Origin of the sequence: Allomuricauda sp. R78024 (assembly GCF_044596045.1) — a bacterium.
GTDB lineage: Bacteria > Bacteroidota > Bacteroidia > Flavobacteriales > Flavobacteriaceae > Flagellimonas.
Map to the genome: position 1 here is coordinate 1169366 of NZ_CP138995.1, position 19761 is coordinate 1189126.

Annotated in this window: 20 protein-coding genes; 9 read left to right on the forward strand and 11 right to left on the reverse strand. The window is 36.2% G+C overall.

Translation table 11 applies throughout. The features are described from left to right. Nucleotides 1-50 precede the first annotated feature (50 nt). Nucleotides 51-1139, forward strand: coding sequence for an alpha/beta hydrolase-fold protein (locus tag SJY44_RS05230; RefSeq protein WP_396591553.1), 1089 nt, complete (start codon nt 51-53; stop codon nt 1137-1139). On the opposite strand, the gene SJY44_RS05235 is transcribed toward SJY44_RS05230, so the two are convergent. From SJY44_RS05235 to SJY44_RS05255, 5 genes are all read right to left on the reverse strand, one after another. Further along, nucleotides 1136-2620: a cellulose synthase family protein gene (locus SJY44_RS05235; protein ID WP_298924414.1), complete on the reverse strand. Its 1485-nt coding sequence runs from the start codon at nt 2618-2620 to the stop codon at nt 1136-1138. The two genes, SJY44_RS05230 and SJY44_RS05235, sit on opposite strands and share 4 nt — an antisense overlap. Nucleotide 2621: 1 nt before the next feature. Then, nucleotides 2622-3311 (reverse strand): glycosyltransferase family 2 protein, encoded by a 690-nt coding sequence (locus tag SJY44_RS05240; RefSeq protein WP_396591554.1) that lies wholly within the window; start codon nt 3309-3311, stop codon nt 2622-2624. Next, nucleotides 3312-3794, reverse strand: coding sequence for a toxin-antitoxin system YwqK family antitoxin (locus SJY44_RS05245; RefSeq protein WP_396591555.1), 483 nt, complete (start codon nt 3792-3794; stop codon nt 3312-3314). A 1-nt stretch (nt 3795) separates the two neighbouring features. Beyond that, nucleotides 3796-5400: a 4Fe-4S dicluster domain-containing protein gene (locus SJY44_RS05250; protein WP_298924419.1), complete on the reverse strand. Its 1605-nt coding sequence runs from the start codon at nt 5398-5400 to the stop codon at nt 3796-3798. A 62-nt stretch (nt 5401-5462) separates the two neighbouring features. Continuing rightward, nucleotides 5463-6812 (reverse strand): NAD(P)/FAD-dependent oxidoreductase, encoded by a 1350-nt coding sequence (locus tag SJY44_RS05255; RefSeq protein WP_396591556.1) that lies wholly within the window; start codon nt 6810-6812, stop codon nt 5463-5465. A gap of 237 nt (nt 6813-7049) precedes the next feature. Here SJY44_RS05255 and SJY44_RS05260 point away from each other — a divergent pair, with 237 nt between their 5' ends. From SJY44_RS05260 to SJY44_RS05280, 5 genes are all read left to right on the forward strand, one after another. Next, a complete protein-coding gene (locus tag SJY44_RS05260; RefSeq protein ID WP_396591557.1) occupies nt 7050-7772 on the forward strand; it encodes a DUF547 domain-containing protein in 723 nt (240 codons plus the stop codon). Between the two features lie 21 nt (nt 7773-7793). Then, nucleotides 7794-8699: a hypothetical protein gene (locus SJY44_RS05265; RefSeq protein ID WP_396591558.1), complete on the forward strand. Its 906-nt coding sequence runs from the start codon at nt 7794-7796 to the stop codon at nt 8697-8699. 46 nt (nt 8700-8745) lie between these two features. Further along, nucleotides 8746-9762: a glycoside hydrolase family 113 gene (locus SJY44_RS05270; RefSeq protein ID WP_396591559.1), complete on the forward strand. Its 1017-nt coding sequence runs from the start codon at nt 8746-8748 to the stop codon at nt 9760-9762. 18 nt (nt 9763-9780) lie between these two features. Further along, entirely contained in the window at nt 9781-11043 is a 1263-nt protein-coding gene (locus SJY44_RS05275; protein ID WP_298924429.1) for a POTRA domain-containing protein, read from the forward strand. 86 nt (nt 11044-11129) lie between these two features. Continuing rightward, entirely contained in the window at nt 11130-12062 is a 933-nt protein-coding gene (locus SJY44_RS05280; RefSeq protein ID WP_396591560.1) for a hypothetical protein, read from the forward strand. 4 nt (nt 12063-12066) lie between these two features. On the opposite strand, the gene SJY44_RS05285 is transcribed toward SJY44_RS05280, so the two are convergent. The 5 genes from SJY44_RS05285 to SJY44_RS05305 all read right to left on the reverse strand — a co-directional run bounded on the left by SJY44_RS05285 (nt 12067) and on the right by SJY44_RS05305 (nt 15727). Next, nucleotides 12067-12777: a TIGR04283 family arsenosugar biosynthesis glycosyltransferase gene (locus tag SJY44_RS05285; RefSeq protein WP_396591561.1), complete on the reverse strand. Its 711-nt coding sequence runs from the start codon at nt 12775-12777 to the stop codon at nt 12067-12069. Beyond that, nucleotides 12764-13663 (reverse strand): DUF547 domain-containing protein, encoded by a 900-nt coding sequence (locus SJY44_RS05290; protein ID WP_396591562.1) that lies wholly within the window; start codon nt 13661-13663, stop codon nt 12764-12766. Before SJY44_RS05290 ends, SJY44_RS05285 begins: the two co-directional genes overlap by 14 nt. A gap of 121 nt (nt 13664-13784) precedes the next feature. Further along, entirely contained in the window at nt 13785-14600 is an 816-nt protein-coding gene (locus SJY44_RS05295; RefSeq protein WP_396591563.1) for a purine-nucleoside phosphorylase, read from the reverse strand. Then, nucleotides 14581-15240, reverse strand: a complete 660-nt coding sequence (locus tag SJY44_RS05300) for a TIGR04282 family arsenosugar biosynthesis glycosyltransferase (RefSeq protein WP_396591564.1) — start codon at nt 15238-15240, stop codon at nt 14581-14583. Before SJY44_RS05300 ends, SJY44_RS05295 begins: the two co-directional genes overlap by 20 nt. After that, on the reverse strand, nt 15200-15727 hold the full coding sequence (locus SJY44_RS05305) for a rhodanese-like domain-containing protein (protein ID WP_396591565.1): 528 nt from the start codon (nt 15725-15727) through the stop codon (nt 15200-15202). The genes SJY44_RS05300 and SJY44_RS05305 overlap by 41 nt, the downstream gene beginning before the upstream one ends. 89 nt (nt 15728-15816) lie before the next feature. On the opposite strand from SJY44_RS05305, the gene SJY44_RS05310 reads away from it, so the two are divergent. The 3 genes from SJY44_RS05310 (at nt 15817) to SJY44_RS05320 (ending at nt 19353) form a co-directional block, all read left to right on the forward strand. Further along, entirely contained in the window at nt 15817-17367 is a 1551-nt protein-coding gene (locus SJY44_RS05310) for a glycoside hydrolase family 32 protein (protein WP_396591566.1), read from the forward strand. Between the two features lie 128 nt (nt 17368-17495). Continuing rightward, nucleotides 17496-18488: a type I glyceraldehyde-3-phosphate dehydrogenase gene (gene gap / locus SJY44_RS05315; protein ID WP_396591567.1), complete on the forward strand. Its 993-nt coding sequence runs from the start codon at nt 17496-17498 to the stop codon at nt 18486-18488. A gap of 415 nt (nt 18489-18903) precedes the next feature. Continuing rightward, nucleotides 18904-19353, forward strand: coding sequence for a hypothetical protein (locus SJY44_RS05320; protein WP_396591568.1), 450 nt, complete (start codon nt 18904-18906; stop codon nt 19351-19353). Nucleotides 19354-19390: 37 nt separating this feature from the next. On the opposite strand, the gene SJY44_RS05325 is transcribed toward SJY44_RS05320, so the two are convergent. Beyond that, entirely contained in the window at nt 19391-19618 is a 228-nt protein-coding gene (locus SJY44_RS05325) for a hypothetical protein (protein WP_298924443.1), read from the reverse strand. Nucleotides 19619-19761 lie beyond the last annotated feature (143 nt).

Below are 19761 nucleotides of genomic sequence, written 5' to 3' on the forward strand. Positions count from 1 at the left end.
TGTACATACTAACAACAAAATTTACAATGCAAAATATAAAACTAATAGCAATGATTGTTCTATTGGGGAACATTAACGTGTTTGCTCAGTCCAAAACAGTAATCATAAATTCAGAAATTCTTGGAGAGGAAAGACAGGTTCTGGTAGGATTGCCAGATTCATATGATTATGATGGGGAGACTTTCAAGTATCCTTTATTGCTGCTTACAGATGGAGAGTGGCATTTTGATATGGTTTTAAGGGCCACAAAGCTGTTGTATCAAAATGGCTTCCCAAAAATTATAGTTGCTGCCATAGTGAACACCAATAGAGGTAGAGATTTAACGCCTACCAATACCGAGGAAATTCATGCAAGCGGAGGCTCCCAAAAGTTTGATAGGTTTATTAAAGAGGAATTGTTTAAGAATTTGGAAGATAATTATAGAATATCCAATCACAGAACATTGATGGGGCATTCTCTAGGGGGTCTTTTCGCAACATATTCCTTAATCCAAGATATTGATGTTTTTAATGCAATAATAGCTGTAACACCTACCATACGGTGGAATGATTTTAAGATTTTAGAAGATTTTACACCAGATTTCATGGATAAATTGATTCAGTCCAAGAAGCCATTTTTTGTTGGTATTGGAGATGAGGTGGGGCCTGAAAGAGAAGGTGTAGTGCGATTAAAAGAACTATTTGAATCTGCCCATATTCCTAAGTTTACGTACAAAGAATACCTGGATGAATCTCATGTTACCGTTCCTTGGAAGGCTTATTTTGATGGAATAAAGATGGTTTTCAACCCTTTTCTGTTACCTGAAGAATACGATCAACAAGATTTTTCAAAAACTATTGGGTATTATGAAGGTGTGGGAAGCTCTTTTGATTATGACCAAAGGGTACCGCAACGTATTTTATTCAATAGGGGATATGGTGCTCTGGAGAGCGATAACGTAAACGAAGCAAAGGAAATATTTGAATATTACAAGCAAGCCTATCCAAATGTGCCAATTCCCTATACTGTATTGGGAGACATTAATTTTGACTTAAAGAAATATAAAGTTTCAAAAGCAAATTATGATATGGCATACAAACTCTACCCTACAGATTATATAAAGGAACGTATTAAAACTCTTGAAGAGATTCTGAATTAAACTTTCGCAGTTAGTGACTTAAAGAATACAAAGCCAAAACCTAAGAATAACATTAGATGAAAAGGAAAAAGTCCGTAATCATTTAAGGGAACCGCGCTGTACATACCAAATAGGAAATAGACCATGAGTGCAAATTCCAAAATCATATTTGGTGATAGTTTCTTTGTTAAATACTTATTGCCTTTCCAGCTGTCCGTAAGGTTGTTGATGTTAAACTTAGGCGTACGTACAAACTCACTTCGCTTGCCCATATGGCCTTCTAATACCGCAACGGAATTATGCAAGGAGAAGCCCAATGCAACGGAGAAAAAAGTAAAAAACAGTTTTATGTAATCTATAAATTTATCAAAACCACTGCCTTGTATACTTTTATAGGTGAACCAATAGCATATAAACAGAATAATGGTACTTACGATAAAGAAGCTGGTAACTTCAAAAACCCAACCCAAGTGGCCATAACTATTTTTGATGTATAGCATGGGAATACTTAAAACAGCTACTATAAAAACACAAAGGAACATAGAGCTATTAAGCAAATGCATTACGCCATGAAACTTTGTTTTGAATGGAATATTCTTGGAAGTGATAACACTCCAAACTGTTTTTCTGAAGTTTTCCGCACCACCTTTGTTCCAACGAAACTGTTGCGAACGTGCAGCACTAATAACTACAGGAAGTTCAGCTGGTGTCTCTACATCTTCCAAATATTTAAATTTCCAATTTTTCAATTGGGCACGGTAGCTTAGATCCAAATCTTCGGTCAAGGTGTCTCCTTCCCAGTTGCCTGCGTCAAAAATGCACTCTTTTCTCCAAATTCCGGCAGTACCGTTAAAATTGATGAAATGCCCTTTAGAATTTCTTCCTACCTGTTCTAGAGTAAAGTGTGCATCCAAAGCAAAAGCTTGAATTCTTGTTAGGGTAGAATAATCTCTGTTGATGTGTCCCCATCTGGTTTGGACAACACCTATCTCTTCATCCTTAAAATAAGGAACTGTCTTTTTTAACCAATCGCTTTCTGGAAGAAAATCGGCATCAAAAATGGCAACAAACTCTCCTTTGGCAATTTCCAGACCTTCTTTTAGTGCACCGGCTTTAAAACCTTGTCGGTTTTCTCTCTGAATGTGTGTTATATCCAGACCGGTTTTTTGGAGATCTTTTATTCTTTGGGCTGTTTCAATCACAGTATCGTCCGTAGAATCATCCAAAACCTGGATTTCCAACTTACTTTTTGGATATTCTATTTTGGAAATATTTTCCAACAAACGCTCCATAACATACTCCTCATTATAGATAGGAAGTTGTATGGTGACAAATGGAATTTCTTTTGGATCTAACAGGTTGAATTTTGGGGCTACTTCGTTTTTTCTTTTGTTGCCTAAATAGTTGACCAAAAGATTTAGCTGTGCCAAGCTATAGAAGAAAATTAAAACTAAGGCTGTACTATAAATAGCGATGATAATAAAAGTGATCGTAAGTCCCATATTATTTTATACTGTATTTAAAAATCCACCCTAGAATTTTTATGCCTGCAAATATAGCACCTTTTACGGTTCCTGAAACTTTTGAGACACCTATTCTCCTTTTATAACGTACTGGTACTTCGGTATATGCTAGTTTTTTGCGTAAAGCTTTCAACTGCATCTCTACTGTCCAGCCGTACGTTTTGTCCTGCATTTCCAATTCTTTGAGCTTATCGTATTTAATGGCCCTAAAAGGTCCTAAATCTGTAAATTTTGCCCTAAAAAACAAACGCATTAAAAAAGTCGCTAATTCGTTGCCGAAGATTTGAGGAAAAGTCATTGATCCCGCTTCGCGTAGTTCTTTTTTTCGTGCACCTATGACAAAATCCATGTTCTCATTTAAGATTGGGGCCACTATTTTATCCAATTCTTCTGGATAGTCAGAATAGTCTCCGTCGATAAATACGATAATATCGGGTGCTTTGGATTGTTTGTCGATGTAATCCATTCCTTTTAGACAGGCAAAACCATAGCCTCTTTGGTTTTCTGTCAATACCGTAGCGCCTGCTTTTTGCGCATTTTCAACAGTATCGTCTGTAGATCCGTTATTGACCACAATAATTTCTGAAACTGATTTTGGCAACTCTGAAACTACCTTGCCAATGGAATCTCCCTCATTTACAGCTGGGATTATGACTTTAATATCTGCCATTTACTTTAAATCAGATAGATTGTTCTCTTTCTTAAAACTCCTGAAATCATACCACTCCTTAACTTTTTTCCCGTTGTTATATTTTTGTGCAGAAGTCAATTTTTCATTTTTATATTTAAGGCAGTACCCGTTTTTTACTCCTTTTTGAAGTTGACACTTGTGGTTTACTTTTCCTTTTTCATCATAAAACAACCACCATTTAACCATTTTGCCTTTGGCATAATGTCCTTCCATCTCTAAAGTGCCATTTTTTGTATAAAAATACCAGTATCCAACGCGAAGGTTATTGTTATAATGACCTTGTTCCATGATGCGCCCATTAGAAAAATAATACTTCCAGAAGTCTACTTTAGAATCCCCTTTTCTCCAACCTTGTGCCTTTAATTGACCATCTTTATAATACTCGCGGCGATACTCTTTTTTTGAAGCATCATTGAGGGTAAAGCAAAAGAGCAGAAAACCTATAACAAGAAATCTTAACATCTTACTTTTTGTTCACCAATGTCATTAAATCAACGTCATTGCCCAACAATACTTGGTTGCTGTCTATACGACCTTGCAGAGGTCCGTTCTCCAATTTTAGAACACCTCTTGGACATACAGCAGAACAAATACCGCAGCCTACACAGCTAGAACGAACAATGTTCTCTCCTTTTTGGGCATATGCGCGAACATCAATACCCATTTCACAATACGTGGAGCAGTTACCACATGAGATACATTGCCCTCCGTTTGTGGTAATCCTGAATTTTGAAAACAGCCGTTGTTGAAAACCTAAAATAGCTGCCATTGGACAACCAAAACGACACCAAACACGGTTTCCGAAAATAGGATAGAAACCTGTGCCTATAACACCTGAGAAAATGCTTCCTATTAAAAAAGAATATGATTTACGGAGTGTTTCTGATTTGAACAAAAATACTTGGCCTTCACCACTAAAAAAATGGAAACCAATTAAAGCAAGAATAATGACCAAATAACCAGCGGCTCCATATTTTGCATCTTGTTGAAACTGGTCTCTTTTAAAAATCATCACCAAAGCAAAAACAGAAGTCAATAAAACACCTACACCTATTAAGAAAGTACTCTTGGTCAACCAATATTTACTGGTATCATTGCCCAAATATGAATAAATGACCGCTGTGGTCATTAAGGTTACAAAAACAACAACACTGTGTACTACCCAGCGCTCAATCTTCCAAGCTTTTACGGTTTTATCACTTAATTGACGGAAAGAATCTCCAGCAGTTTCGGCCAGACCACCACAACCACAAACCCAGGAACAGTACCAGCGCTTTCCATATTTGTATGTTAGAATTGGACTGATAACAAAAATAGAAAGGACGCCAAAAATCAAAAGAGCAAAACCAATATCACCTGAGCTTAAAAAACCTTTAATACGATATCCTTCAAAATTGTAATAATTCAAAGGCCACATATTTTTAAGGTCATAATAGGGTAGGCTACCACCATTTAAGACCGAACTTCCGTTCAATCTTGCCATCAATTCAGGAATAATAAAGGCAAAAGCTGTTTGAAAGAACATCACACTCATGGTGCGTATTCTTTCATATCTATTATGACGATACTTCCACATAAATTTTATACCAAATGCAAGTATTGCAACAGTATAAAGTGTTCCATAAACAAACCATTGGCTGGCCGGGTTGCCACTTAATGCTCTGCTCAATGGGTCAAATAAACCAATAACCCCTGTATTATCTCCTTTTTGAACTAGACCCAAGTATTCTGGATAGAAATAAAGAATAATGTAGAATGAGGTTAAGGAAATACCAGCAATCCATCCCCAAAAACCTTTACTTGAAATGGATTTGAACCAAACGCCATCATTCTTAATTCCTGGTTCTTTTCTAGAATACATATCCCAAGAAAACCAAATGGTTCCGCTAGTAATGGCTGCCAAAGAAATACTCAGCCAAAGCGCCTTGTTTGGAAAATCAACGTTAAAAGCAGCCAACAAAATGATCGCCAAACCAGATAAGCCGATCAGGGTCGCTATTTTTTGGTTTCTACTTAGTTCTTTTGGTGGTTGACCCGTTAGGGCCATGCTTCTGTCGTAAGTGCTCATATTTTCTTATTCAAAGTTGAATGGTAAAAGTTGTTTTAGATTTATATTGATGGCAACAACCATTAACCAATTGCAAATATTCTTTTTAAACTCTTCTTTTTCATTTTGATGGATTTTCCAAAATCAGTATTGTATTTGGAAACGACCTCAGTTTCATAATTTTTATAGAACTCTGGATCAAAATTGGCATCAATAAGATGTTCCATAACATAATCAACATCTTTTTCTTGGGTTAACCACCTGTCAAAAACCTCATGCCTCATGCGAATACCAAAAGTGTTGATTCCCAAAAACTGATTATTTTCCTTATTGAAGGCTATTGTAATGCATACCTTCTCTTGGGCATGCCTCCAATGAAAGTGCTCCTCATATTCTTTCATTCCTCTTTCAGAAAAGACCCAGCCATAGGTTTGGTATTCAATATCCAAGAATTTAGCTGAGTTGAACCAATGACCTGGTTTGTATTCAATTTGGTTGCCACAGATGGTTTGAGCTACTGTTTCGCCCATCATTCTTCCAGTATACCAAACAGCTTCAATGGGTCTTCTATTTCCAATGGCTTCATGCTGTTCTGCACAATCGCCAATGGCATAAACATCTTTGATGTTGGTTTCTAAAAATCGGTTCACCTTGACACCACGACCCAATTCAATTCCAGAATCTTTTAGAAAATCAATATTTGGGGTAACTCCTGCAGTAAGCCCAACCATATCACAAGCAAGTTCTTCTCCTGTTTCGGCAATAATTACCGATTTGACCTTGCCATTTTCATCAGCTACGATTTCCTTCAGATTTGTTCCAAGGCGTAGGTCAATATGATGCTCTAAAATGTGTTCATTTATCAATTTTGATTCTCCACTGGGAAGAACCCCGTTCCAAAAACTATCTTCTCTAACTAAAAAGGTAACAGGTATATCTCTGCTTCGCAGCATCTCTGCGAGCTCAATGCCAATTAAACCACCGCCTACAATTACAGCTCTTTTGCATACTTCTTTATTGGGAGCATTTACTTCTAAAAGGTCTAAATCTTGCTTAGAATAGAGCCCTTGTGCTCCATGCAAATCTTGACCTGGCCATCCAAATTTATTGGGTTTGGAGCCAGTTGCTATAATTAGTTTATCATAGGTGATAGCTCTGGAGCCATCAATTAACAATTGTTTTTCGTCGGGATTTACTTTGGTTACATACCCTCTTACCAATTCAATCCTATTCTTTTCCCAGAACCAATTTTCATAAGGTTGAATATGGTCAAACTTCATATGCCCCATATACACATACATTAGGGCGGTCCTTGAAAAGAAATAATCTGTTTCCCCAGAAATAATAATGATTCTCTTATCTGAAAGCTTTCGGATATGTCTTGCTGCAGAAACTCCTGCAATACCATTTCCGATAATAACAATGTTCTCCATGAGATTGTATTGGTTGTGGCTAATGTGTCGTCCCTAAATATAGGAACTTAACACGAGGTCTTAATTTAGAAAGAATTTAAATTCTAAAGGTTATCGTAAGGTTATTCCATAAATACGAACGCCTAAGTATTTGATTTATAAATTCTTAAATAAATCATAAAATGTTAAAAGTGCTGTATGTTAAAAAAAAAGGATGCGACAGAAGCTGCAGTTTAATCAACGAAAAAAATTGAAAAGATGAGATTACAGAAAATACTAACCACCTTTTTACTTGCAATTACCTTTCAAATAGGGTTTGCGCAAGACACTTCTGAGTTCTTTACTAAGACAGATACTTTTTTTAAAACCTATGTAAAAAATGGGAGAGTTGCCTATAAAGACATAAAAGCAAATCCAGAGAGCTTAAATGAGCTTTTAAATTTGGCCAAGGCAATTTCAATTTCAAAAAGCGATGCAAATACGTATCAAGCCTTTTGGATCAATGGATACAATTTGTCCGTTATAAAAGGAATTGTAGATAATTACCCTATAAAATCACCTTTGGATAAAGCGGGTTTCTTTGATAAGATAACGTATGATATTGGTGGAAAGAACACGACCTTAAATGATATTGAAAATAAGTTGCTGAGAGCAAATTTCCCTAAAGAAGCCAGATTTCATTTTGTACTTGTCTGTGCCGGGCTAGGCTGTCCACCAATAATAGGTAATGCTTATTTACCCAACACTTTGGATGCTCAATTACAGAAGCAGACACAATTATCCTTAAACAATTCAAATTTTGTAAGGCTTAAGGGCAAAAAGGTGAATCTCTCACAAATTTTTGAATGGTACAATAAAGATTTTACCCAAGAAGGAAAGAGCTTGGTAGATTTTGTTAACCAATACCGCAAAGAAAAATTAGACTCCAACACCAAAGTAGGATACTATCCCTATGACTGGACTTTGAACGAAACCAAATAAAAATTTTAAACAACAACAATCATGAAAAATTTTAAAAACTATATACTATTGTCAGGAATTCTTATGTGTTCTTTTATAGGATTTTCGCAAGATGATACTGATAATCAAAGCAGGAGTAATATTCAACAATATACCCCATCAAAGCTAATTGGAAAAGGACAATGGGACCTTAAATGGTTCAACAACCTTTACACCCAAACGGAGAGTACATTTTCTGATGGAACGGAACCTAGACAAACATTTTTTACCTCTACTCTAGAAGTTTATACTGGGGTTGGATCAAACAAAAGATGGAATGTTGGAGCTATTTTCGAATTTCGTTCCAACGTAGTGGCAGATCGTAGTGCTTTAGATGTATTTAAATTTGATGGTGAAACGGGAACAGCACGTTCTGGACTTACATCATTTGCTCCTTCAGTAAAATTTGTGCCATTTGCTTCAGTAAGTAATTTTTCAATCCAGAGTTCATTCTTTATTCCTTTAGTAGATAATGAAACAGAAGATTTCTTGCCTGTAAATGGTAACGGTGGCGTGTTTCTGGATCAAAATGGATATATATGGCAGAACAGGTTTTTCTATGATCACACCTTTCCTGGAGATAAATGGCAGTTATTTACAGAACTGAATACAGAATTGAGTTTTGGCGACAAGGAAGAAAGTTTTGCCAATAACAGTTTGAATCTGACACCAGGAGTATTTCTTAGTTACTTTCCAAGCTCTAAGTTTACAGTTTTGGCCTTGGCACAACATTCACAGCGTTTGGATCTAGGGAACGATTTTGCACAAGATTTCACAGCTTTAGGAGGTGGCGTTAAATATCAATTGACCCAAGCTTTAAATATTGAAGGACTATACACCAATTTTGTAAGAGGCAGCAACACGGGTCTAGGAGAAACATTTAACATAGGATTACGGGCTATTTTTTAAAGACTAAGCCTTAAAAGATTATTTTAGGAGTCTTAATTTTTTAACTATGAAAAGATTAGGGCTCCTTTGCTTATGTCTACTTCAGTTTTCATGCAATAGTCAAAATATAGAAAAAATAAACGGGGTAAGCTTTGTCGGCTCCAGAGATGAGGTTACTCAGGTTCATGTAGATCCCGTCCTAGGAGTAAATGCCAATTATGCTGCGGTAATGCCTTTTGGTTTCGCTAGGACTTTAAATTCGCCCAATATAATTTTTGATACAGACAGACAATGGTTTGGCGAAACAAAACGAGGGGCACGACAGTACATTGAACTACTGCATAAAAATGGGGTCAAGATAATGCTGAAACCTCAAATTTGGGTATGGAGAGGGGAGTTTACGGGAGATATGACAATGAAATCCGAAGAAGATTGGAAAACTTTCGAAGAATCCTATAGCAAGTTCATTTTGGCCTATGCACATCTGGCTGAAGAAACTAAAGCTGATATTTATTGTATTGGAACCGAATTGGAAGAATTTGTAAAGAATAGACCTGAGTATTGGCAAGATTTGGTTGATGAAGTGAGAAATATTTATAGCGGTAAGCTCACCTATGCCGCTAATTGGGACGAATATTCAAGAACACCTTTTTGGGAAAAGTTGGATTATATAGGAGTGGATGCGTATTTTCCATTGTCAGAGGAGCGTTACCCAACAAAGGAGGAATTGAAATCTGGATGGCAACGTTGGAAGCCCAAATTGGTGGATTTATCAGAAAGAAATGGAAAACCAATCCTTTTTACGGAGTTTGGATATCGCAGTATGGATTACACCGCCAAAAAACCATGGTTGGTAGATAGGAACAAAATGGATGTAAATCTCGAAGCACAAGCCGATGCGACCCAAGCAATTTTTGAAGAATTTTGGAAGGAAGATTGGTTTGCTGGAGGCTTTGTCTGGAAATGGTTTATTCACCATGACGTTTCAGGAGGAGAAGAGGACAATAGATTCACGCCACAGAATAAACCTGCAGAATTGGTAATTCGTAAACACTATACAACCTTGCAAGAATCTAAATTCTAATTTATTGTATAATAGACTATGATGCGTATTGCCTTTGCTTTTTTTCTTATGCTATTAGCAGGCAAGGGATATAGTCAAAGTAAAGTTGTTGATGTAAAAGTTCAAGGAAACAAAAGAACCAAAACAGCTTTTATAAAAAAAATCACAAAGCTTAAAGCGGGAATGGAATTGGATTCTTCACTTATTGAAGAAGACATATACAGGTTAAAGCGATTACCCTCTGTATCTCACGCTTACTTTCAAGTTTTTCCAGCAAATACGGAAGGTGATTACAATGTTTTTTATGGTATAGAGGAAAACTTTACACTAATTCCTTTTGCCAGCGTATATACTTCTAGTAACGATGAATTTGCATTTAGAATTGGGCTGCAGGAATTCAATGTTTTTGGAAACAACATTACGCTAGGGGGATTTTACCAAAGGGATGTTTTTAATTCTATTGGAGCCAATCTTAGAGCTCCGTATCTATTCAGTAATAAACTGGGACTGGCATTAAGCTATCAAGATCTAACAACTCAAGAACCTGTTTTTCTTGATAATGGCACTGCAGATTATAAATACAACAATGAGTCTTTTGAAGTTCTTGGACTTTATGAGATAAACTTTAAGCATAGATTAGAGTTTGGAGTTAATTTTTTTACAGAGGACTATAGATACCTTTTTGGAAGCACAGATCCAGATGTTCCGCAGGCTTTGAACGTAAATAAGCACTTGTTCAAGTTTATTTATAATTATGATGCTATTACATACTATTATCAATATTTATCTGGTTTTAAGAGCGCCCTCAATCTTCAATATGTCAATAGTGCCAATGAGCAGCTGCCAGAATTTATGATTGGCTTTAATGATTTTACTTATTTTTTTAGGGTAGGCCAAAAAGGAAATTGGGCAAATAGACTGCGTTTAGGACTTTCCAGTAATTTGGATACGCCATTTGCGCCATTTGCAGTAGACAATAACTTAAATATCCGGGGAGTTGGAAATACGATTGATAGAGGTACTGGGGCTATCGTTCTAAATACTGAATACAGACATACACTTATTGATAAAGATTGGTTTGTACTCCAGAGCAATGTTTTTATTGATGGAGGTACATGGAGAAACCCTGGAGGAGATTTTAGCGACTTTGGAGACGATCAAAATTTAAGGATTTACCCAGGAGTTGGGCTCAGATTTATTCATAAGAAGATTTTTAATGCAATTTTTAGGATAGACTATGGTCATGGCATTACCAACGAGGCTTCCAGAGGAATAGTTTTCGGAATTGGCCAGTATTTTTAATTCTTATGAATGTATTTCATCGATGATTTTTGCATTTCATCGATTTTTACCATATTTGCAAAGCATCCCTGCAACAACACATAACTATGAAACTATTACTGGCATTTGTACTCTGGATAAGTATGTCTTTTATGCTTTTTGCACAGGATAATTATTATACTGTTACTGCAGAGAAAGGGGACGGAATCTTTTCTATACTTAGAAAACAAGGGCTAGACCCCGTTAAGTACTACGAAGCATTCATCACTTTAAATACCAGGGATATTAAAGATGGAAGTATGTTGCATGTGGGCAGGGAATATAGAATTCCTAAGGCAATGGACTCTTTTAAAAATACTGGAGTGAGGGTACAAATAGCTGAAGGGACCGAAAACCCTATTTTCGATACCGAGCTTGCCACTATGTCACATAAAAGCAAGACACTTAAAGATGCTGTATATTATTTGATTGCAGAAAACCAGACCAGGGAGGAAAACAAATTTGTAAGTGATATTAGCAAGAGTCTGGCAGCAGATCTTATGGTTCATGGCGCAACGGTTTTTATTATAGAAAATAAAGATGAAAAGTTTGCCAATAGTGAGTCTTTGACGGAAGTAGAAAAAATGGGTTGGTATGTTGAAACCATTAATAAGCGCTACTTGCAAAATACCGGAAAATACCAGAGACTGCTCATCATCAGGGCAAATGGTTTAATAAAGAACGGGAACATGGACGTAGCTGTTTACCATCATAACAAAAGTGAAAAAGGGCAGCGTTTCGCTCAAAACATCCAAAATGTCTTTAAAGAAAACAGCATTTCAAACCGTTCTTATAAGGATATCAACATGATTTTTAAAGACAAGAATAGCCTCTATTTGGCTAAAAATACCTTACCCGCTGTAAGCTTATTAACTATAGATGGCAGTTCTAAAACTGTCGGGAAAGATGGAATTTCCGTGCATTCTGATAAAAAGTCTTTTGCAAGCTTGATTACCAACGGTATTCTTAAGGATTATGCTGACCTAGAAATAGAAAACTAGCATTCTATGGATTCAAGAAGTGTTTTGAATAGTATTGAAAAAGTTCATCCGGTCCAGCTCCAAAATAGCTTTTTAGGTGAATCATTGCAAAATGGAACTGCACTTTTATCCATCCTATTTCCCGGTATTTTCTGGCTGAGGTAATTACATGTTCTGGAAGAATTTTAAACGATGTCTGCTTATAGAGCCTTTGAATAAATTCCGTGTCTTCGTAGATTAGATAGTCCTCATTGAATCCCTCGGTTTTATGAAACAACTTACTTTTAATAAAAAGTGACTGATCACCACCTCTGCACAACGTATGGTTTATTCTTGATAGCCAAGCAAAAGTACGTAGGATGGGATTTTTAGTATCAAACTGCATTCTAAAACATCCAGATTGATGACCTTGCTCAATGGCATCTAGAATAAGTTTGTCAAAGTCTTTTGGCGGATAGGTATCTGCATGTAAAAAGTAAAGAATTTCTCCCGTAGCATGTTTGGCGCCGGCGTTCATTTGTCTTGCACGACCTTTTTTAGAATGAATGACCACTGCACCATGTTCTAATGCAATTTCGACGGTTTTATCTCTACTGCCACCATCAATGCAAATCACCTCCAAAACACTTTTTGTGGTGCTATTGTAATTTAAATGTTTAAGTAATTTGCCCAGATAAGCTTCCTCGTTAAGTACGGGGATGAGAATGCTGATGGTTTTGGATTTAATTTGCTTCATTTAAGCTCCAATCATAGTCCAGGTATTCAACTTTTGCATTTTTGCTTATAGGATTGTCCAAGTATATATTTATAAAGTCCAACAATGAAGTATTATTGGTGAAATCACTTTTATACCACTTAAATATTCTTGAAAGCTTTGCAGTGCCATTTTCAAACTGATTTCGTTTTTTGTCATTCACAAAATCGATGGTAGCTTTAGAAAGTAACCTTTCCATATTTTGTTCAGTGAACGCTGCATTAAGCAATTTTGGACAAGAGTAAGAAGCACAGTTTATGGCAAAATGAATTCTTGGTTCATCCATTTTGCGTAATACTTCATGTTCAATATCATTCAAGGAAGTGATGTCCCCGTTTACGGAAATCCAATTTTTCTTCCAGCGATTGGGAATGTCTTTTATGCTTTTGGTAGGATAGTTATCAACGATTAGTTTAACTGTTGCCGCATTGTATAGGTTGATGTAGAATGCCAATTTTTTATCTTTACTCCAAGAAGATGAAGGTGCATTCTGGGATAATAGTTTCAAGTATGTCTCTAAACTGCCAATATCTTTTTTAAATCCAGCATAATTCACATTGCCATCTTCATCTACATATTTTTTCAATAATTCGTTCCAGGAATCATGGTTAAATGCTAAAACCTTTGGCTTTGCTTCTTCAATTTTATTTTTTTTCTCTGTGATTGCTTTTTTTGGAAACTCAACTATTTCAAAAGTATTTTTTGCAATTTCGATGGGCTTAGACTCATTATTCTCTAATGGAATAGATTCGTTGACCGCTGCGATTTCTGCTCTTTTTTGATTTGAATCTACATCAGAATTAACTCTTCCGCTGCCACCGCATGATACAAGCAGTAGTCCAAAAATTAGATTTAGAATGATATTCATGAGTCACTTAATTTGAGGCTAATTGAAAGCACTCATAGAGAAGTCAGAAAAAATGGCCTAACCTTTCAATTTTATATAAAAATAATTTGAATTCAACCTTAGCGGCAATAACACATGTTATTTAAATAACCTTAATCAGTTCTTTAAACAATTGTATCATTTTTGGTTCTGTATTGCCTGCTATTTCAATGATTTCTTGGATATTCACTGGTTTTAGATTATCTGGGTCGCACTCATCCGTTAAAACAGAAACAGCCACAATGGGCAGTCTTAAATGATTTGCAACAATAACTTCGGGAACGGTACTCATGCCAACGGCATCTGCCCCCAATATTTTCAGCATACGATATTCTGCTTTTGTCTCCAGCTGAGGTCCTACTACAGAGGCATAAACTCCCTTTTGAAGCGAGATTCCCTCTTTCTCTGCAATAGCATTAATTTTATTCCGCATATCTAGATTGTAGGGTTCGCTCATATCCACAAAACGATCTCCAAATTCTGCAACATTTTTAAATGCCAAAGGTGACCCTCCCTGAAGATTAATATGGTCTTCTATCAACATAATATCCCCTTTTTTATAATTGAGATTAATTGCTCCAGCTGCATTGGAAACAAATAATTTTTTAATCCCAAGCTGGTGCATTACACGAATGGGATAGGTAACATCCAAGAAATCATATCCTTCATACAAATGAAATCGGCCTTGCATCACCACCACCTTTTTGTTGGCTATGGTACCATAAATTAATTTTCCGGTATGAAACTCTACAGTGGCCAGTGGGAAATATGGAATATGATTATAATGTGCTTCAATCGAATCTTCAATTTCATCTACCAACTGCCCCAATCCGGTACCAAGGACAATGCCGATTTCCGGAGCTTCAAACCCCTTCTTTTTTAAATATTCAACGGATTCTTCAAGTTGTTTTTTTGTCATTCTCTATATGTTTTAAATAAGGTTGGAAAGCTTCAATATCTTTGATGTCCTCATAAATGTCCACGTCATTTTTAGCTTCCAACAAAAAGTAATTTTCAGTTTTTAAGTCTTCTAAGGTATGCGATAATACGGTTTCTGTTCCCCATGCCTTGTTTTTGAACAGTTCCTTTTTAAAGATGGACATTCCCAAAAGATAATAGCCACCATCTTCGGCGGGGCCTATTACATAATCATGGTCTTCCAGTTTTGCAAATGCCTTTTCCAAATCCTCTTGGGAAAGGTCGTACATATCGCTTCCAATAACAATAATTTTTTCAAAGCCTGAACTAAAACCATTTAGAAAAGCATTCTGCATTCTAATACCTAAATCAGCTCCATTTTGAAGCTTTTTTTGATAGATGTTGTTGTCCCATAAATCATTCTCCCAAATAGCTTCAGAATAAAACACCTGTTTTCCTGCTTCCAGTTCCTTGGTAAAGGAGACTGTATGTGCAAGCAAAAATTCATAAATCTCCAAAGCTGTTTTATCTCCCACTTTTGCAGCCAATCTTGTCTTGCATTTTCCAAGCTCTGGATTGCGTGTAAAGATTAAAAGTAGGTTAGTGTTCTTTTTGATCAATAGTCTCTTTTTTGGGTTCATACACTCTTTCGGCGTTTGTCAATAGACTACCCCAATACTTACTAAATGCGTGTACTTTTTCGGTTTGTATGTCATGGGTATTATAAACTGGATACCCTTTGTTTTTCCATTCAAAAATTCCACCGTAAAGATTCTTGACATTGGTATAACCTGCTTGCTCTAATTCTTCACCTACATCTTCGGACCGTACTCCTATGGAACAGTATATAATCAATGGAGTATCCTTATCTGGAATTGACTCCAAAACCTCCACTATTTCAAAGCTTTCATACCCAATCCAAATAGCATTTTTCAAATGGCTAACTTCAAATTCCTCCTTTTCTCTTGCATCCAATAAAACAGTTTTTTCCATACTGCTTAACTCTTCCGTAGAAACATATTCAATGGTGTTGTTATTGAATTTTTCCAGTATTCCAGAGATATATGTTTGTGCATACGAGGTGGAAATTGAAAGAAGTAAAAATAAAAGATTTAAGGGGAATCTCATGAATAAGAAGTAAAAGTCAAAGATAGTGTTTTGTGGATTTTGATAAATAATTATTGCTATCTTAATCTTCTAATCCCAACTAGAATACCATGCAAAAAAGAGTTATGTGTTTATTTATGTTTTTGCTTCTTCTTTCTTGTAAAAGCAAGACAGAGGAAAAAGAAGTGACTCAAGAAAAAGAATCAAAAGTGTACACAGAAAAATACCGTCCACAGTTTCACTTTTCACCACCAGAAAAGTGGATGAACGACCCAAATGGGCTGGTCTACAATGAAGGAATGTATCATCTTTTTTATCAATACTATCCAGAGGATATTGTCTGGGGGCCTATGCATTGGGGGCATGCAGTAAGTAAAGATATGGTGCATTGGGAACATAAACCCATTGCTCTTTATCCAGATGAGCATGGGCTTATTTTTTCTGGAAGCGCGGTAGTGGACAAGAAAAACACTTCAGGATTTGCTAAAGATGGCGAAACACCACTTGTGGCAATTTTCACCTATCATTCCATGGAGGGAGAAAAGGCAGGTAAAAAAGATTTTCAAACTCAGGGTATTGCTTATAGTTTAGATAATGGAGAGACTTGGGTAAAGTATGAAGGCAATCCTGTAATTGGTAATAGTGGAATCAAAGATTTTAGGGATCCCAAGGTTTTTTGGCATGAAGAGTCACAAAACTGGATTTTAGCTTTAGTGGCTGGCGACCATGCGAAATTTTATAAATCCAATGATTTGAAAGAGTGGAAACACCTAAGCGACTTTGGAAAGAGACAAGGTGCCCACGGAGGTGTTTGGGAATGTCCAGATTTATTTCCTTTAAAAGTTGAAGGGTCTAATGAAGAAAAATGGGTGTTGATTATAAGTATTAATCCTGGAGCGCCAAATGGAGGAAGTGGTACGCAATATTTTATTGGAGAATTTGATGGCAAAAAATTCATCTCGGATCAAAAAGAGGCCAAATGGCTAGATTTTGGAACTGATAATTATGCGGGGGTTACGTATAACAATACTCCCAATGGCGAAAGAATTTTTATTGGGTGGATGAGCAACTGGGATTATGCCAGGGACACTCCAACCAAAAAGTGGCGAAGTGCTATGACCGTACCTCGAAAATTATCGCTCAGAAAGGTTGGGGATGATTATCTGCTAGCAAATTACCCTTTAGAACAAATGGACAAATTGGCATCAGAAGTTTTGGACAAGGGTATTAGTGTTCCGGCGGATACCTCACTAACCTTGAATGTTGATGGCTTAAATCAATCTCAGCTCAGTTTTACAACGGCTTCCAAAGATTTTAAACTGATTTTTTCCAACGATTTAAACGAAATCTTAGAGCTTACAATGGATTCCAAAAACAGTGCTTTTATGTTAGATAGAATGAACTCGGGAAAGACTAGTTTTCAGCCTGAATTTGGCAATAAGAAGCATTATATGAATACTCAAGCGCTTGGTGAAGAAGCCTATGAGGTAAAGATTTTATTGGATTGGTCATCTATAGAAGTTTTTATTGATAATGGACTTTATGTAATGACCCAACAAATCTTCCCAACTGAACCATATAATAAATTGACTATTGAAAATCTAGATGATCAATCTGTCATTGAAAACGCTCAAATAAACAAGATGCAATCTACTTGGTAAGTGCACTTAACTCCTTAACTATTTGATTGCATTTAGTGTTCTTTACAATTAATCTCTATTTGTAATGTATAGAGCGGTTTTCAGACTAATAAAATCGATAAAACAAGTAATAACTTAAGAACATTAAAATGAAGATAGGAATAAATGGAATGGGCCGTATTGGTAGAGCCGCTTTAAAGGTAATCACTGAAACCCCAGGATTAGAGGTAGTGGCGGTAAACGATATTGTTTCAATAGAAAATACCACATATTTATTAAAATATGATACGGTTTATGGAGTGTATGAAAAGGAAGTTTCCCATGGTGCAGATACGTTAACGGTTGATGGACAAAAAATACAATACACTTCTATCAGAAACCCAGAGGAATTACCTTGGAAGGAACACCAAGTAGATTTGGTAATTGAAAGTACTGGTGTTTTTACAACAGGTGAAGATGCAGAACGTCATTTAAAGGCAGGTGCAAAAACAGTTATAATCTCTGCACCAACAAAAAGTGCTGATACTCCAACAGTAGTGCATGGTGTAAACTCTAAAGATGGGAATACTAGTGTTTTCTCATGTGCCAGTTGTACTACCAATAATATAAGTCCGGTAGTGGAGGTCTTGGGGCGCAGAATAGGGATTAAAAAAGCAATTATGACTACTGTTCATGCGTACACAGCCTCGCAAGGAACGGTAGATGCTCCTTCAGAAAAAAACTTTAGAATGGGTAGAGCAGGGGCTCAAAACCTAATTCCAACTACAACAGGTGCGGCTATTGCCACCACAAAGGCACTGCCAGAATATGCTGGAAAATTCGATGGAGTTGCAATACGTGTACCAGTTCCTGTAGGATCTATCTCGGATCTAACTTTTGTAACAGAACGATCGGTTACTGCTGAAGAAGTGAATAAAATTCTAATGGAAGAGGCCAAAACGGAACGTTATGCTAATGTTTTGGATACAACCGATGAGCCTATTGTCTCTTCAGATATTATAAAAAGTCCTTATGCTTCAACGATTGATCTTGCAATGACGAGAGTTGTGGATGGCGACTTACTTAAAGTAATGACTTGGTATGATAACGAGTGGGGATTTACTAACCAAATGATACGTCAGATTTTGGAAATTAAAGGATAACTTATGATTACTTAAAAAAAATGGTCGCCAATACTTTGGCGACCATTTTTAATTTATATAATGATAGAGGCAATTAATGAATGTGCAAACGGAGCAGGTAATTACAAGGAACCAAAATAGATAGCCAACTTTTTCTTCAATAGTGTTCATTTTGAAATATGTTTGTTCTTGGTTGAGGTTTTTGATTTATACTCCGAAATTAAAGAAATAGAGGCCTCAAAGTTTTACATTTTCATCAGTTGCTGGGAAAAAGATATAATTGGTAAAAATTACTATGTGAATTGCAAAACGGGTATAAAGTGAATAAAATCCAGTAACGCTAACCTAAGAAGGCATCATACCAAAGTGCTATAAAACTGTTTGGTGTTAGTGTATTAGGTTTTTGAAGCCTAATTTTGGTATTAGATTAAGACTAATGGAATATAAAGATATTAATCAAAATATAGCGGGCAGAATGCGGAAGTGGGGAATGCCGGCTGTTCGTATTTCGTTCGCAGTTATTTTTTTTTGGTTCGGAATTTTAAAACCTTTTGGTTTATCTGCGGCTACAGAACTTTTAATGGCAACAGTAGCCTGGCTTCCTTTCGGAGAGCCGGATACATGGCTTGTGGTAATAGGATGGTGGGAAGTTGTTATTGGAATAACGTTTCTTTTTAGGAAAACAACAAAAATTGCCATTGCCCTATTACTTTTTCAAATGGTAGGTACTTTTATGCCTTTGGTGTTTTTACTTGAAGTTACATTTCAAAACGGAAACTATCTTTTACCCACACTAGAGGGTCAATACATTATTAAAAACGTAATGATTATATCTGCAGCGCTAATTGTGGGAGGGACTTTTTATAAATCCAAAAGAGATTCGTAATCCGACTCTTCTCGTTATAACAGAATGGAAACTTAAATTACACTAAAGGTGTTCCTTTCAAACGTTTTTCAATTTTACGCTTCTTCTCGGTCAGAGATTTCATGACATCCATGAGATTGGAGTCTTGAGTTTCTTTATAAATCTCATTAATAGAAAGTATAAGCTTTTTAGCTTCTCTTGAAGCTGCTACCCTGTCGCTGGTGGACATATGACTCAAAGTTCTACCTACAAACTCTTTTGCCTTTTCTAATAAGTCTTCAGTCATTTTTATTTAAAGTTAATCTAGATTGGCTAAATATAAGAGTTAGTTTGATATTTTATGCCTATATAGCTATTCGATTTTTATATTTATGAAATTATTAAGAATACTACTACATCTTAAAAAACAAAAAAACCGGCAAATTTGCC